We start from the raw sequence: 14,052 nt of genomic DNA on the forward strand, positions 1-14,052 counted from the left end.
ATCCATTGTCACCCACGCCGGAACCGCCCGGCGCCCTGGGGTGGTGGGCGGGGGCGGCTCTCGGCCGGGAGCCCGGGCGGTCCACGACCGGGCGGGCGGGCGACGGGGTGTCAGGCGAGCGGGACGATGTCCGGGGCGCCGAGACGGGCCGCGTCGGCGGTGAGGTCGTCGGGCTGACGCTGGGACTCGCGCTCGGCCTCGACGCGCTTCTCGTAGTGCTCGACCTCGCGGTCCACCTGCGCCGCGTCCCAGCCGAGCACGGGTGCCATCAGCTCGGCCGCCTCGCGGGCGCTGCGCGTGCCGCGGTCGAAGGTCTCGATGGAGATGCGGGTACGCCGGGTGAGGACGTCGTCGAGGTGGCGGGCGCCCTCGTGCGAGGCGGCGTAGACGACCTCGGCGCGCAGGTAGTCATCGGCGCCGGTGAGCGGCCGGCCGAGGCCGGGGTCCGCTGCGACGAGGTCGAGCACCTCGTCCGCGAGCGACCCGTAGCGGTTGAGGAGGTGCTCGACGCGTACGACGTGCAGCCCCGCGCGCGCGGCGGTGCGGGCGCGCGCGTTCCACAGCGCGGGATAGCCCTCGGCGCCGAGGAGCGGCGTCTCCTCGGTGACGCACTCGGCGACGCGCTGGTCGAGGCCGTGCACCGCCTCGTCCACGGCGTCCTTCGCCATGACGCGGTACGTCGTGTACTTGCCGCCCGCGACGACGACGAGGCCCGGCACCGGGTGGGCCACGGTGTGCTCGCGGGAGAGCTTGCTCGTCGCGTCGGACTCCCCGGCGAGCAGGGGGCGGAGCCCCGCGTACACCCCCTGGACGTCATCGCGCGTGAGAGGGACGGCGAGGACCGAGTTGACGTGGTCGAGCAGGTAGTCGATGTCGGCGCTGGACGCGGCCGGGTGCGCCTTGTCGAGGTCCCAGTCGGTGTCGGTCGTGCCGACGATCCAGTGCCGTCCCCAGGGGATGACGAAGAGCACGCTCTTCTCGGTACGGAGGATGAGGCCCGTACTGGAGTTGATGCGGTCGCGCGGGACGACGAGGTGGATGCCCTTCGAGGCGCGTACGTGGAACTGGCCGCGCTCGCCGATGAGGCCCTGCGTGTCGTCGGTCCACACGCCGCTCGCATTGACGACCTGCTTGGCGCGGATCTCGTACGTACCGCCTGCCTCGACGTCCTCGACCCTCGCGCCGACGACGCGTTCGCCCTCGCGCAGGAAGCCGGTGACGCGGGCGCGGTTGGCGGCCTTGGCGCCGTAGTCGACGGCGGTGCGGACGAGGGTCATGACGTAGCGCGCGTCGTCGACCTGGGCGTCGTAGTACTGGAGGGCGCCGGTGAGGGCGTCCTTGCGCAGGCAGGGGGCGACGCGCAGGGCGTGGCGGCGGCCGAGGTGGCGGTGGCCGGGCAGGCCGCGGCCGTGACCGCGCGCGAGCGACATCGCGTCGTAGAGCGCGACGCCCGTGCCCGCGTAGGCGCGTTCCCAGACACGGTGCTGGAGGGGGTAGAGGAAGGGGACGGGCTTGACGAGGTGCGGGGCGAGGCGTTCGAGGAGCAGTCCGCGCTCCTTGAGCGCCTCGCGCACGAGCGCGAAGTCGAGCATCTCCAGGTAGCGCAGGCCGCCGTGGATGAGCTTGCTGGACCGGCTCGACGTGCCCGATGCCCAGTCACGGGCCTCGACGATGCCGGTCGCGAGGCCCCGGGTCACGGCGTCGAGCGCGGTACCGGCACCGACCACGCCGCCTCCGACGACGAGCACGTCGAGTTCACGTTCCGCCATGTCCGCGAGCGCTTGCGCGCGCTGTTCCGGGCCGAGTGTCGCTGTCCTCACTGCTGCCGCCTCCTGAAGGTGGTCCGTGTGGTGCGCGGGTGTCGGAATGCGTGTACCCGGACGAGGTGGGGTGGAGCGGGCCGGTCGGTCAAGTCTGACGCGAGAGGGACGGTTCGGCCACTGGTAGTGACCGAAAGGGGCGGGACGGTGAGGGGCCGAAACGTGACGGGCGGGGGTGGTGAGGGGCCGGGGGGGCGGGCCGGGGGGCGGCGAGAGGCCGTGGCGGGCGAGGCACGTGCTCGGCGGGGGCCCGGGCTCGGGGAGGCCACGCCCCGTCAGCTCGGCGAGGGCCCGGGCCCGTGCCTGGCGAGAGCCGTTCCGTCCCGGTCGGCGAAGGCCCGTTCGGCTTCCGTACACGCCCGAGAAATACCGTGCCAATACCACATAACGGTCATATTTACTCGTAGTCTGACAGTGCGCTCGCCAGGAAGGACCCACCCCATGCCCGCAGACCTCGCCGTGGTCGGCCTCGGCCCTCTCGGCCTCCCGCTCGCCCGCGCGGCCGTCGCCGCGGGCATCGCCACCGTCGGCCACGACGAGCAGGCACGGGTGCGCGAACTCGCGCTCGGCAGACCACCGCGGGGCAGCGAGGCCGCGATGAGCGCCGCCGAACTGCGCCGGATGCTCGCGGGCGGCTTTCGCGCGAGCGCCGACCCCGCCGAGCTGGGCCGCGTGCGTACCGCCGTCATCTGTGTCCCGACGCACCTGACGGGCGACCGCTCCCCCGACCTGAGCGGCGTGGTCACCGCCGCCCGAACCCTCGCCGCGCGCCTGCGCCCGCACACCACCGTCATCCTGGAATCCCCCGTCCACCCCGGCGCCACCGAGGACCTGCTCCGCCCGATCCTGGAACAGGGCTCGGGTCTGCGCGCGGGCCGCGACTTCCACCTCGCGTACTCCCCTGCCCGCCTGGACCCGGGCAACCGCGCGTACCCCTACCACGCGACGCCCAAGGTGATCGGCGGGCTGACCCCGGCCTGCACGGAGTCGGCCGCGGCCTTCTACGGACGGCTCACGGACAAGGTCGTACGGGCCAGGGGGCCGCGCGAGGCGGAGACGGTCCGCCTCCTGGAAACGAGCTACCGCCACGTCAATATCGCCCTCGTCAATGAAATGGCAGTGCTCTGCCATGACCTGGGCGTCGACCTGTGGGACGTCATCCGCTGCGCCGAGACGAAGCCGTACGGCTTCCAGGCCTTCCGCCCGGGCCCGGGCGTCGGCGGCCACGGCCTCCCCCTGGACCCCGAACACCTCCCCCACCCCCACCGCACCCCCGGCCACCCCCTGCGCCTCGTCGGCCTCGCCCGCGAGGTCAACCAGCGGATGCCCGCGTACGTCATCCAGCGCGCGGCGACGCTCCTCAACGAGCACGGCAAATCGGTGCGCGGCGCCCGCGTGCTGCTCCTCGGCATCACCTACAAACCGGACGTGGCCGACCAGGAGGGCTCCCCGGCCGAGGAGATCGCCACCCGCCTCACCGGCATGGGCGCCACCATCAGCTACCACGACCCCCACATCCCCCACTGGCGCGTCCTCGGCCACCCCGTTCCCCGCGCCGACACGCTGTACGAGGCGGTGGCGGCGGCGGACCTGACGCTGCTTCTCCAGCACCACCGGACGTACGACTTGCAGGGGCTGGCGGTGAAGGCACAGCTGCTGCTGGACACGAGGGGGGCTACACCGGCGGGGGTGGCGCATCGGTTGTAGGGGGTGGGGCTGGGGGCGGAGTGGGGGCGATCGTGGGGGGGGATGGTGGGGGCGCGATGGTGGGGGCGATGGTGGGCGCGGGCTGAGGGCCCCGGTCTACGAGGGCCCCGGTCTGCGTGACGCGGTGGTGGGGCTCCCTCCGCGTGAGCGTGGTTTGGGCCGGACAGCCCGAGCCCAGGGCGCCCGGACGGACCGGCTTCGCCTTGCCCTGCCCTGCGGCGCGCGCTCGCCTTGCTCTGCCGCCACGCCCCGCCGCGCACCGCCACGCCACGCCCCGCCACGCCCCGCCGCGTCCGCCTCGGCCCGGCCCACCTCGCCCCGGCCCACCGCGCCACGCCACGCCCGCCTCGGCCCGGCCCGGCCCGCCTCGCCCGCCTCGGCCCGGCCCGCCTTGCCCGCCTCGGCCCGGCCCGCCTTGCCCGCCTCGGCCCGGCCCGCCTCGCCCCGCCACGCCCCGCCCCGCCACGCCCCGGCCCGCCTCGCCCCGCCACGCCCCGCCCCGCCACGCCCGCCTCGCCCCGCCGCGCCTCGCCGCGCCTCGCCCCGCCGCGCCCGCCTCGCCCCGGCCCGCTTCGCCTCGGCCCGCTTCGCCTCGGCCCGACCGACCACCCCGACCCGTCCCGACCCCGACGTGCCCCTCCCCACCCGGAGCACCACGCCCGCCCCACCACGCCCGCCCCGCCGCACCACACCCGCCTCACGGCATTCCCCACCCGCCCTGGGGGGCCTTCCCATTTCCAGTCTGGCAGCCCGGAAACCGCACGCTCCTCCGTCCCGGGAAACCTGTGGATAACCCCGGGGAAGTCGAAATTCCTCTCACTCCCACGAGTGAGAGGAATTTTCGGTGTGGCGGAGTTATCCACAGATTTCCGGCTGAAGGCGCTTGGTGTCAGAGGGCGTTGATAGAACTGCACTCACGACCTCGTACTCGTGTCCGAGCAGGTCGTGGCCTTGCCATCCCCCTGTCCGCACCCGCGCCCGATCCCGGAGCAGCCCCCATGACGATCCACGACCAGCTCACGACCTACCACGGTCTCCCCGTGCACCACTTCCCCGAGCTCCCGCTCCCCGTCGAGGAGCTGACCCCCCAACAGGTTCGGCTCCGGCAGGTGGCCGGCGACCCGGCGGAGAAGGCACTGCGGGAGCTGCCCCCGGCCGACGCGGTGGCGTGGTCGCTCGCCGTGCAGTCCTGGGACGCCATCGAGAGCTGGACCGAGTGCTTCGACCGCTTCCGCGCGCACGTCGACCTGCGCGGCGTGCGCGCGCTCGTCGTCGGCTGCTGGGGCGAGGCGTACGACACGAGTTCCGCCGAGGTCGTCGCCAAACTCCTGGAGCACCGCGCGGAACTGCCCGCATTGCGTGCGCTCTTCCTCGGCGACATGACGTGTGAGGAATCCGAGATCTCCTGGATCAACCAATCGGACGTGACCGAACTCTTCGCCGCTTTCCCGGAGCTGGAGGAACTGGGCATACGAGGCGGCTCGCAACTCGCACTCTCCCCCGTGCGGCACGAGAAGCTGCGCGCGCTCACGATCGAGACCGGTGGGCTGCCCGCGGCCGTCGTACGGGGTGTCGCCGCAAGCGACTTCCCCGCGCTCACCCACCTCGAACTGTGGCTCGGCACCGACGAGTACGGCGGCGACAGCACCATCGCCGACCTCGCGCCCCTGCTCACCGGGGAGCGCCTGCCCGCCCTCACCCACCTCGGGCTCCGCGACAGCCGGCACCAGGACCTCGTCGCCGAGGCCGTCGCCACCGCTCCCGTGGTCGACCGGCTCGACAGCGTCGACCTCTCGCTCGGCACGCTGGGCGACCGCGGCGCCGAGGCCCTCCTCGCCGCCGCAGGACGTCTCACACACCTCCGGAGCCTCGACCTGCACCACAACTACCTGACCGAGGAGGTACGGGAGCGGCTGCGCACCGCGCTGGAGCCTGCCGGGGTCACACTCGACCTGGACGAAGGGAACGCGCAGACCTGGAACGACGGGGACACCACGCACCGCTTCGTCTCCGTGGGCGAATGACCAGCGCGATGACGCCTGTACGGATGGCGCCGGAACGGATGACGCCGGTACGCACCGGGCCGCCGCTCGCGGTCGTCGGCAACCCGGAGAACCGGCGCGTGCTCCTCCTCACCGAGGCCGCGCGCCGGGCAGGGCTGCCCGCTCCCCGCGTCGTGCCCTGGCAACGCGTCCTCGCCGATGGCGGCGCCGAGTTCGCGCCCGACGAGGTCGTACGACTCGACTCGCCCGGTGAGAACGCGGAGGTGGACGCGGTGCTGCGTGGGCCGGGGCCGCAGACCAGGGTCGGCGGCTCGGCGCGGTGGTACGCGGGACTGCTCGACGCCGTCGCGAGCCTGCGCGGCGGTCGCCGGCTCGACGATCCGGGGGAACTCGCGGTCCTCTTCGACAAGCGCCGCTGCCACGCCCGTCTGGAAGCGGCGGGGGTGCCCGTCCCGTACTCGCCGACCTCCGGCGGGGCCACCGCGGTACGGGGCTGGGACGACGTACGGGCACTCATGGCCGGGCACGGCCTGCGCAGGCTCTTCGTGAAGCCCGCGCACGGCTCATCGGCCTCCGGGGTGCTCGCCATCGACTCGGCGGGCCCGGGCCGTCTGCGCGCCGTCACCCCCGTGGAGACCACGCCCGGCGGCGAACTGCACAACTCGCTGCGGCCCCGCACCCTGCGGCGCGAGCCGGAGGTCGCCGCGCTCGTCGACCGGCTGGCGCCCGATGGCCTGCACCTGGAGCGGTGGTGGCCGAAGGCCGCGCAGGAGGGCCGCAGCGCAGACCTTCGGGTCCTCGTCGTCGGCGGCCGGGCCACGCACGCCGTCGTACGGACCGGGAGTGGCCCGCTCACCAACCTCCACCTCGGGGGCCGACGCGGCGACCTCGATGCGGCACGGAGCGCTTTCGACGCGGCGGGCATGGGCTGGGCGGCGGCGCTGGAGGTGTGCGAGCGCGCGGCGGCCTGCTTCCCCGGCACGCTGTGCGTCGGAGTGGACCTGCTGCCCGCCCGTGGCTGGTCACGGGTCGCTGTCGGCGAGGTCAATGCCTTCGGCGACCTCCTCCCCGGCCTCACCGGACTGCCCGGCAGCGGTGCCGAAGGGCTCGACACGTACGGGGCCCAACTCGCGTCCCTGCCCGCCTTCTTCCACGCCGAACCAGACCTCCTCCCCCATCCTTGAGCCGCGCGACCCCACCCACACGTACCGCGCCCCGCCCCGCCCCCGCCTCACCCTCAGGCACACGCACCCCACGCCGACCAGCCCGCACACCTCGCAGCCCCCGCACCGCAAGACACCCGAAAGCACCTCACATGACCAGCACGCCCCGCCCCACCGAGAAACACCGCACCCCCGAGGCGCCGCTCCCCGCCCCCGTGTCCGCCGACCTCGACATGAACGAGATCGTCGGCACGCACGACCTCCTCCTCGTCACGCTCGACACGCTCCGCCACGATGTCGCCGCCGAACTCGCCGCCGCCGGGCGCATCCCGCACCTCGCGCGGCACCTGCCCGGCGGGCGGTGGGAGGAGCGGCACGCGCCGGGGAGTTTCACGTACGCCTCGCACCAGGCGATCTTCGCCGGGTTCCTGCCGACCCCCGCGGGGCCGGGACCGCACCCCCGGCTCTTCGCCGCGCGCTTCGGCGGGAGCGAGACGACGGTGCCGCGCACGTGGGTCTTCGACACGCCCGACCTGGTCACGGGGCTCGCGGACGCCGGATACCACACGGTGTGTCTCGGCGGGGTCGGCTTCTTCAACCAGCGGGCCGCGCTCGGCTCCGTACTGCCCTCGCTCTTCGCCGAGGCCCACTGGGAGCCAGATTTCGGCGTCACCTCACCGACGAGCTTCGAGGCGCAGGTCGCGAAGGCGGAGGAGATCGTCGCCCGGCTGCCGCGCGAGCGGAAACTCTTCCTCTTCGTGAACGTCTCGGCGCTCCACCAGCCCAACTGGCACCACCTCCCGGGCGCCGAGGCCGCGCACGGGGACACGCGGGAATCCCACGCAGCCGCGCTGGAGTACGTCGACCGGCACATCGGCAGGCTCTTCGCCGCGGCGAGCAGCCGCCGCCCCTGCCTCGCGATCGTCTGCTCCGACCACGGCACGACGTACGGCGAGGACGGCTACACCGGCCACCGCCTGGGCCACCCTGCGGTGTGGACCGTGCCCTACGCCCACTTCCTCCTCGACTCCGGAGCCGCCGTATGACCCCCGGTCCCGCTCTCACCCTCACCCCCGTGGGGACGAACACCACTACACCGTACGAGAGTTACGTCTACGCCTACCCGCACAAGACCGCCTACCGCAGACTCGCCGAACGGCCCGCGCTCGCGGGCCTGTGGGCCGCCGAGCCGAAAGACGCGCTCTCGCTCTACCTGCACATCCCCTTCTGCGAGGTGCGCTGCGGCTTCTGCAATCTCTTCACGCGGGTCGGCGCGCCCGACGGCCTGACGACCGCGTACCTCGACGCGCTGGAGCGGCAGGCGCGGGCCGTGCGCGAGGCGCTGGGCGAGGCGGGGCCCGTACGCTACGCGACGGCCGCGTTCGGCGGCGGGACGCCGACGTTCCTGACGGCCGCCGAGCTGGAGCGGTTGTGCGACATCGCGGAGCACCGCATGGGCGCGCGGCTCGGCGCGATACCGCTCTCCGTCGAGACCTCGCCCGCGACCGCGACCCCGGACCGGCTCGCCGTGCTCGCCGCGCGCGGCACGACACGGCTCAGCATCGGCGTGCAGAGCTTCGACGAGGCCGAGGCGCGCGCCGCCGTACGGCCGCAGCGGCGCGCCGACGTCGAAGCGGCGCTCGGGCACGCCCGCGCGGCCGGTTTTCCCGTCCTCAACATCGACCTCATCTACGGCATCGACGGGCAGACGGAGGCGAGTTGGCTGCGTTCGCTCGACGCGGCGCTCGCCTGGCGCCCCGAGGAGCTGTACCTGTACCCGCTGTACGTACGGCCGCTCACCGGTCTCGGGCGCCGCGCGCCCGATGATCCCGACCCGGAGTGGGACGCGCGGCGGCTGCGGCTCTACCGCGCGGGCCGCGACCACCTCCTCGCGCACGGGTACGTGCAGGGCTCGATGCGTTCCTTCCGCCGCGCCGACGCGCCGGCGGAGGGGCCCGAGGACTACGCCTGCCAGACCGACGGTATGACGGGCCTCGGCTGCGGCGCCCGCTCCTACACCCGTGACCTGCACTACTCCTTCGACTACGCGGTCGGCGCCCACGAGGTCCGGGCGCTCGTCGACACGTACGTGGGAACGGCCGACTTCACGCGTGCCGAGTACGGGCGGCTCATCGACGCGGACGAGCGCCGCCGCAGGCACCTGCTCCAGTCGCTCCTCCAGGCGTCGGGCCTGGACCGCGCCGAGTACCGCGCGCGCTTCGGCAGCGATCCGGCCGATGACTACCCGGCCGAGCTGGCCGCTTTCACGGCGGAGGGCTGGCTCGACGAGGAGGCGCCCGGGGTCCTGCGCCTGAGCCCGGAGGGGCTCGCGCACTCGGACGCGGTCGGGCCCCGGCTCTTCTCCCCGGCGGTACGGGCCGCGATGGCCGCGTACGAGAGGAGGTGAGCCCGCTGTGGACCTGACCCTGCTCTACCGGGGCCCGCTGGCCTCCTGTGACTACGACTGCCCGTACTGCCCCTTCGCGAAGCGGCGCGACAGCAGGGAGCAACTGCGGGCCGACCGGGCGGCGTTGGAGCGGTTCGCGGCGTGGGTCGCCGAGCAGCGCGAGGACCGCGTCTCGGTCCTGTTCACGCCGTGGGGCGAAGGGCTCGTGCGCTCGTGGTACCGCGACACGCTGACCGCGCTCTCGCACCTGCCGCACGTGGCGCGCGTCGCGATCCAGACCAACCTGAGCTGCCGCACCGAGTGGACGTCGGCCGCCGACCCGGACACGCTGGCACTGTGGTGCACGTACCACCCCGGGCAGACCCCGTATGACAGGTTCCTCACCAAGTGCCGTGACCTGAGCGGGCGTTCGGTGCGGTACAGCGTCGGTATCGTGGGCCTGCCCGAGCACATCGACGCGGCCCGCCGCCTGCGCGCCGACCTTCCCGAGCACGTCTACCTGTGGGTCAACGCCGCCGACGGCCGTACGTACACCGACGCCGAGGCCGCCGAGTGGGCCGCGCTCGACCCGCTCTTCGCGTACAGCAGGCACCCGCACCCCAGCGCGGGCCTGCCCTGCCGCACCGGCGAATCCGTCCTCTCCGTCGACGGCGAGGGGACGGTGCGCCGCTGCCACTTCGTGCCCGAGCCGCTGGGAAATCTGTACGACGGTTCCTTCCGCGCGGGGCTGCGGCCACGGGCCTGCCCACTCGCGGCCTGTGACTGCCACATCGGTTACGTGCACCTGGAGTCGCTGCCCTTGTACGACGTTTTCGCCGGTGGCGTGCTCGAACGCGTACCGGCGCTCCCGGTAAGGGAGTTGGCGGTGGTGGGGGTGGGGCACGTGCACAAGTGACTGTCCGCCCGTCGTGCTCCGCTGCTACTCTGCGCCGTCACCTGACGTGCCCGGTTCAAGCCACCGGGCGCATTCCGATCCCGAGGGGGGACCTCCATGACCCAGCCCCAGCCGCCGTCCGGCAGACCCGGCCAGGACCCGAACACGGCCCAGAACGCGGCACCCGGCCGACAGGACGCGCCACCCGCCCCGGAAGGCTTCGGCCCGCCCGCAGGTTTCGGCCCGCCCCCTGCCCCGGCAGGGCAGTTCGGCACCCCGGGCACACCCGGCGCCCCCGGCACACCCAGCGCCCCCGGCGCCCCAGCCGCTCCGGCCGGGCCTTTCGGCGCCGGCCACTTCGGTGCGCCGGCCCCGGCCGATTCGCCCTCCTCGCTCGCCTCGCCCTCCTCGCCCGCCTCGCTCGGCTCGCTCGGCTCGGCGACCCCTGAGGGCACCGGGCGGCTCGTCGCCGGGATCGTGGCCGCGCTCGTCGTCGCGCTGGTGACCGCGGGCATCTACGGGTGGCTCATCGGGGCGATGGAGCGCGAGGTCGGGTACGCGGCGATCGGCGTGGGGCTTCTCGTGGGGCTGGCCACCGGGCGGATCGGCGGCAGGTCCCCCGTGCTGCCGGTCGTCGCCGCGCTCTTCTCGCTCGGCGCGGTGTACGCGGGCCAGCTCGTCGGCGAAGCCGCGATGGGCGCCAAGCAGCTTCCGGTGAGCACGCGGACGCTGCTCACGGATCACCTGGGCCTCGTGCAGGACGCCTGGAAGGCGGACGCGGACTTCCTCACGGTCGTGTTCTTCCTGATAGCCGCCGCTGCGGCGTTCTCCGCGACGAGGAAGGGTGCGGCGCGGGGCTGACGCCCTCGCGCTCCCGGACCCGGCACGGCCCCTGCCCCTCTCCGAACCCGGCCGGGGGCCCGGCCCCCGCCTTGGCCCCGGCCCCCGCCTTGGCCCTCGCCCCCGGCCTTGGCCCGGCCCTGCTCCCGCCCCGGGCACGCCGCCCCCGGTACGCCGATGCCCCCTCGCCCGCGAGGCGGAGGGGGCACCGGGACGCCGGTCCTGTGGAACGCGTCAGCGCTGGTCGTGGCGCGAGGGCGCGACCGTGACCTCGACGCGCTGGAACTCCTTCAGCTCGCTGTAGCCGGTCGTGGCCATCGCGCGGCGCAGGGCGCCGAAGATGTTCATCGAGCCGTCCGGGGTGTGCGAGGGGCCGAGCAGGATCTCCTCGGTCGTACCGACCGTGCCGAGGTCGACCTTCTTGCCGCGCGGCACGTCCTCGTGGACGGCCTCCATGCCCCAGTGGTGGCCCTGCCCGGGCGCGTCCGTGGCACGGGCGAGCGGGGAGCCGATCATGACGGAGTCGGCGCCGCAGGCGATGGCCTTCGGGAGGTCGCCGGACCAGCCGACGCCGCCGTCGGCGATGACGTGCACGTACCGTCCGCCGGACTCGTCCATGTAGTCGCGGCGCGCCGCGGCCACGTCGGCGACGGCGGTGGCCATCGGGACCTGGATGCCGAGGACGTTGCGCGTCGTGTGCGCGGCGCCGCCGCCGAAGCCGACCAGGACCCCCGCGGCGCCGGTGCGCATGAGGTGGAGCGCGGCCGTGTAGGTCGCGCAGCCGCCGACGATGACGGGGACGTCCAGCTCGTAGATGAACTGCTTGAGGTTGAGGGGCTCGGCGGCCGAGGAGACGTGCTCGGCGGAGACCGTCGTGCCGCGGATCACGAAGATGTCGACGCCCGCGTCGACGACCGCCTTGGAGAACTGGGCGGTGCGCTGCGGGGAGAGCGCGGCGGCGGTGACGACGCCGGAGTCGCGGACCTCCTTGATGCGCTGCCCGATCAGCTCTTCCTTGATCGGCGCCGCGTAGATCTCCTGGAGCCGCTTGTTGGCGGTGGCCGCGTCCAGCTCGGCGATCTCGTCGAGGAGGGGCTGCGGGTCCTCGTACCGGGTCCAGAGCCCTTCGAGGTTGAGGACGCCGAGGCCGCCCAGCTCACCGATGCGGATCGCGGTCGCCGGGGAGACGATCGAGTCCATAGGGGCCGCGAGGAAGGGCAGTTCGAAGCGGTAGGCGTCGATCTGCCACGCGATCGAGACCTCCTTCGGGTCGCGGGTGCGGCGGCTCGGGACGACGGCGATGTCGTCGAAGGCGTACGCCCGTCGACCGCGCTTGCCGCGTCCGATCTCGATCTCAGTCACCTGGCTGGCCTTTCCCGCTCCGTCGTACTTGCTGGTCCAGTATCCCCCGCGCCGGTCCCCGCCGGTCCTGCCGGGGGTCCGCGACATGTCCCACCGGCATCCGGAACGCGTCCCGCCGGGGTCCGGAGCACGTCCCACCGGAGGTCCGGGACACGTCCCACCGGGACCCCGGCACGTGTCCCGCCGGGGTCCGGCGCACGCGCGGCGACGGCGCGGAGCCCGTACGGATACGGGCCGCGCGCCGTCGCGGTGTGCGCCGGTGCCGCCTCCGAAGGGGCGGCGTGCCGCTCAGTGGCGGCTGTAGTTCGGGGCCTCGGCCGTCATCTGGATGTCGTGGGGGTGCGACTCCTTGAGACCGGCGGAGGTGATGCGGACGAAACGGCCGCGGTCCTGCGTCTCGGGGATCGTCTTGCCGCCCACGTAGAACATCGACTGCCGCAGGCCACCGACGAGCTGGTGGACGACGGCGGAGAGCGGCCCGCGGTAGGGGACCTGGCCCTCGATGCCCTCGGGGACGAGCTTCTCGTCGGAGGCGACGCCCTCCTGGAAGTAGCGGTCCTTCGAGTACGACTTGTGGCCGCCGCGCGTCTGCATGGCGCCGAGCGAGCCCATGCCCCGGTACGACTTGAACTGCTTGCCGTTGATGAACAGCAGTTCGCCGGGGGACTCCTCGCAACCAGCGAGGAGGGAACCGAGCATGACCGTGTCGGCGCCCGCGACGAGGGCCTTCGCGATGTCGCCGGAGTACTGGAGGCCACCGTCGCCGATGACCGGGACACCGGCGGCCTTCGCGGCGAGCGCGGCCTCGTAGATCGCGGTGACCTGCGGGACGCCGACGCCCGCGACGACACGCGTGGTGCAGATGGACCCGGGGCCCACGCCCACCTTGATGCCGTCGGCGCCCGCGTCCACGAGCGCCTGGGCGCCCTCGCGCGTGGCGATGTTGCCGCCGATGACGTCGATCCCGGGAGCGTTCGACTTGATCTTGGCGACCATGTCGCCGACGAGGCGGGAGTGGCCGTGCGCGGTGTCGACGATGATGAAGTCGGCGCCCGCGGCGACGAGTGCCTGGGCGCGCTCGAAGGCGTCGCCCGCGACACCCACGGCGGCACCGACGAGGAGGCGGCCCTCGGAGTCCTTCGCCGCGTTCGGGTACTTCTCGGCCTTCACGAAGTCCTTGACCGTGATGAGGCCCTTGAGGACGCCCGCGTCGTCCACGAGCGGGAGCTTCTCGATCTTGTGGCGGCGGAGCAGGCCCATCGCGTCGACGCCGGAGATGCCGACCTTGCCGGTGACGAGCGGCATCGGGGTCATGACCTCGCGCACCTTGCGGGAGCGGTCGGTCTCGAAGGCCATGTCGCGGTTGGTGACGATGCCGAGGAGCTTGCCGCCGCCGTCCACGACGGGGACGCCGCTGATGCGGAACTTCGCACAGATCGCGTCGGCCTCTTCGAGGGTCGCGTCCGGGTTGATCGTGATCGGGTCGGTGACCATGCCGGACTCGGAGCGCTTGACGAGGTCGACCTGGTTCGCCTGGTCCTCGACCGACAGGTTCCTGTGCAGGACGCCGACGCCGCCCTGGCGGGCCATCGCGATCGCCATGCGGGCCTCGGTGACCTTGTCCATAGCGGCGGAGACGAGCGGGATGTTCAGCCGCACGTTCTTCGACAGGCGGGTGGAGGTGTCGATCTCGTCCGGGGCCATGTCGGAGACACCGGGCAGGAGCAGGACATCGTCGTAGGTCAGCCCGAGGGTCGCGAATTTCTCGGGTACTCCGTCGATGTTGGCCATGACACGATCTCCAATGGTCTTGCTCGCTACGGGTGTACATGGTAACGGGAGTGGGTGGGCGTTCATTCCCCGTTCACGGTTGTGC

At 73.4% G+C, this 14,052-nt stretch carries 10 protein-coding genes; 7 read left to right on the top strand and 3 right to left on the bottom strand.

Annotated features, from left to right (window positions below):
- Positions 1-110: 110 nt before the first annotated feature.
- Positions 111-1,820 (bottom strand): glycerol-3-phosphate dehydrogenase/oxidase, encoded by a 1,710-nt coding sequence (locus tag ACQYWQ_RS11110; protein WP_431034178.1) that lies wholly within the window; start codon positions 1,818-1,820, stop codon positions 111-113.
- Positions 1,821-2,261: 441 nt separating this feature from the next.
- Between ACQYWQ_RS11110 and ACQYWQ_RS11115 the strand changes: the two genes are divergently transcribed.
- From ACQYWQ_RS11115 to ACQYWQ_RS11145, 7 genes are all read left to right on the top strand, one after another.
- Complete coding sequence (locus tag ACQYWQ_RS11115; RefSeq protein WP_431034180.1) at positions 2,262-3,527, top strand: nucleotide sugar dehydrogenase; 1,266 nt, start codon at positions 2,262-2,264, stop codon at positions 3,525-3,527.
- A gap of 998 nt (positions 3,528-4,525) precedes the next feature.
- Entirely contained in the window at positions 4,526-5,551 is a 1,026-nt protein-coding gene (locus ACQYWQ_RS11120) for an STM4015 family protein (RefSeq protein WP_431034181.1), read from the top strand.
- A complete protein-coding gene (locus ACQYWQ_RS11125; protein ID WP_431034182.1) occupies positions 5,548-6,714 on the top strand; it encodes an STM4014 family protein in 1,167 nt (388 codons plus the stop codon). Before ACQYWQ_RS11120 ends, ACQYWQ_RS11125 begins: the two co-directional genes overlap by 4 nt.
- Before the next feature lie 212 nt (positions 6,715-6,926).
- The gene (locus ACQYWQ_RS11130; RefSeq protein ID WP_431039148.1) at positions 6,927-7,739 is read left to right on the top strand and encodes an STM4013/SEN3800 family hydrolase; all 813 of its coding nucleotides are present in this window, start codon (positions 6,927-6,929) and stop codon (positions 7,737-7,739) included.
- Positions 7,736-9,100, top strand: coding sequence for an STM4012 family radical SAM protein (locus tag ACQYWQ_RS11135; RefSeq protein WP_431034184.1), 1,365 nt, complete (start codon positions 7,736-7,738; stop codon positions 9,098-9,100). Before ACQYWQ_RS11130 ends, ACQYWQ_RS11135 begins: the two co-directional genes overlap by 4 nt.
- Before the next feature lie 7 nt (positions 9,101-9,107).
- Entirely contained in the window at positions 9,108-9,995 is an 888-nt protein-coding gene (locus ACQYWQ_RS11140) for an STM4011 family radical SAM protein (RefSeq protein WP_431034185.1), read from the top strand.
- A 96-nt stretch (positions 9,996-10,091) separates the two neighbouring features.
- Positions 10,092-10,835, top strand: a complete 744-nt coding sequence (locus ACQYWQ_RS11145) for a hypothetical protein (RefSeq protein WP_431034186.1) — start codon at positions 10,092-10,094, stop codon at positions 10,833-10,835.
- Between the two features lie 213 nt (positions 10,836-11,048).
- On the opposite strand, the gene ACQYWQ_RS11150 is transcribed toward ACQYWQ_RS11145, so the two are convergent.
- Positions 11,049-12,176 (bottom strand): GuaB3 family IMP dehydrogenase-related protein, encoded by a 1,128-nt coding sequence (locus ACQYWQ_RS11150; RefSeq protein WP_361320453.1) that lies wholly within the window; start codon positions 12,174-12,176, stop codon positions 11,049-11,051.
- Positions 12,177-12,464: 288 nt separating this feature from the next.
- Entirely contained in the window at positions 12,465-13,967 is a 1,503-nt protein-coding gene (gene guaB, locus ACQYWQ_RS11155) for an IMP dehydrogenase (protein ID WP_431034187.1), read from the bottom strand.
- Positions 13,968-14,052: the final 85 nt, after the last annotated feature.

Source organism: Streptomyces sp. P6-2-1 (genome assembly GCF_050613165.1).
Classification (GTDB): domain Bacteria; phylum Actinomycetota; class Actinomycetes; order Streptomycetales; family Streptomycetaceae; genus Streptomyces.

Coding starts and splice junctions, on each gene's coding strand:
- ACQYWQ_RS11115 (WP_431034180.1), top strand. CDS start 2,262: ATGCCCGCAGACCTCGCCGTGGTCGGCCTCGGCCCTCTCGGCCTCCCG.
- ACQYWQ_RS11120 (WP_431034181.1), top strand. CDS start 4,526: ATGACGATCCACGACCAGCTCACGACCTACCACGGTCTCCCCGTGCAC.
- ACQYWQ_RS11125 (WP_431034182.1), top strand. CDS start 5,548: ATGACCAGCGCGATGACGCCTGTACGGATGGCGCCGGAACGGATGACG.
- ACQYWQ_RS11130 (WP_431039148.1), top strand. CDS start 6,927: ATGAACGAGATCGTCGGCACGCACGACCTCCTCCTCGTCACGCTCGAC.
- ACQYWQ_RS11135 (WP_431034184.1), top strand. CDS start 7,736: ATGACCCCCGGTCCCGCTCTCACCCTCACCCCCGTGGGGACGAACACC.
- ACQYWQ_RS11145 (WP_431034186.1), top strand. CDS start 10,092: ATGACCCAGCCCCAGCCGCCGTCCGGCAGACCCGGCCAGGACCCGAAC.
- guaB (WP_431034187.1), bottom strand. CDS start 13,967: ATGGCCAACATCGACGGAGTACCCGAGAAATTCGCGACCCTCGGGCTG.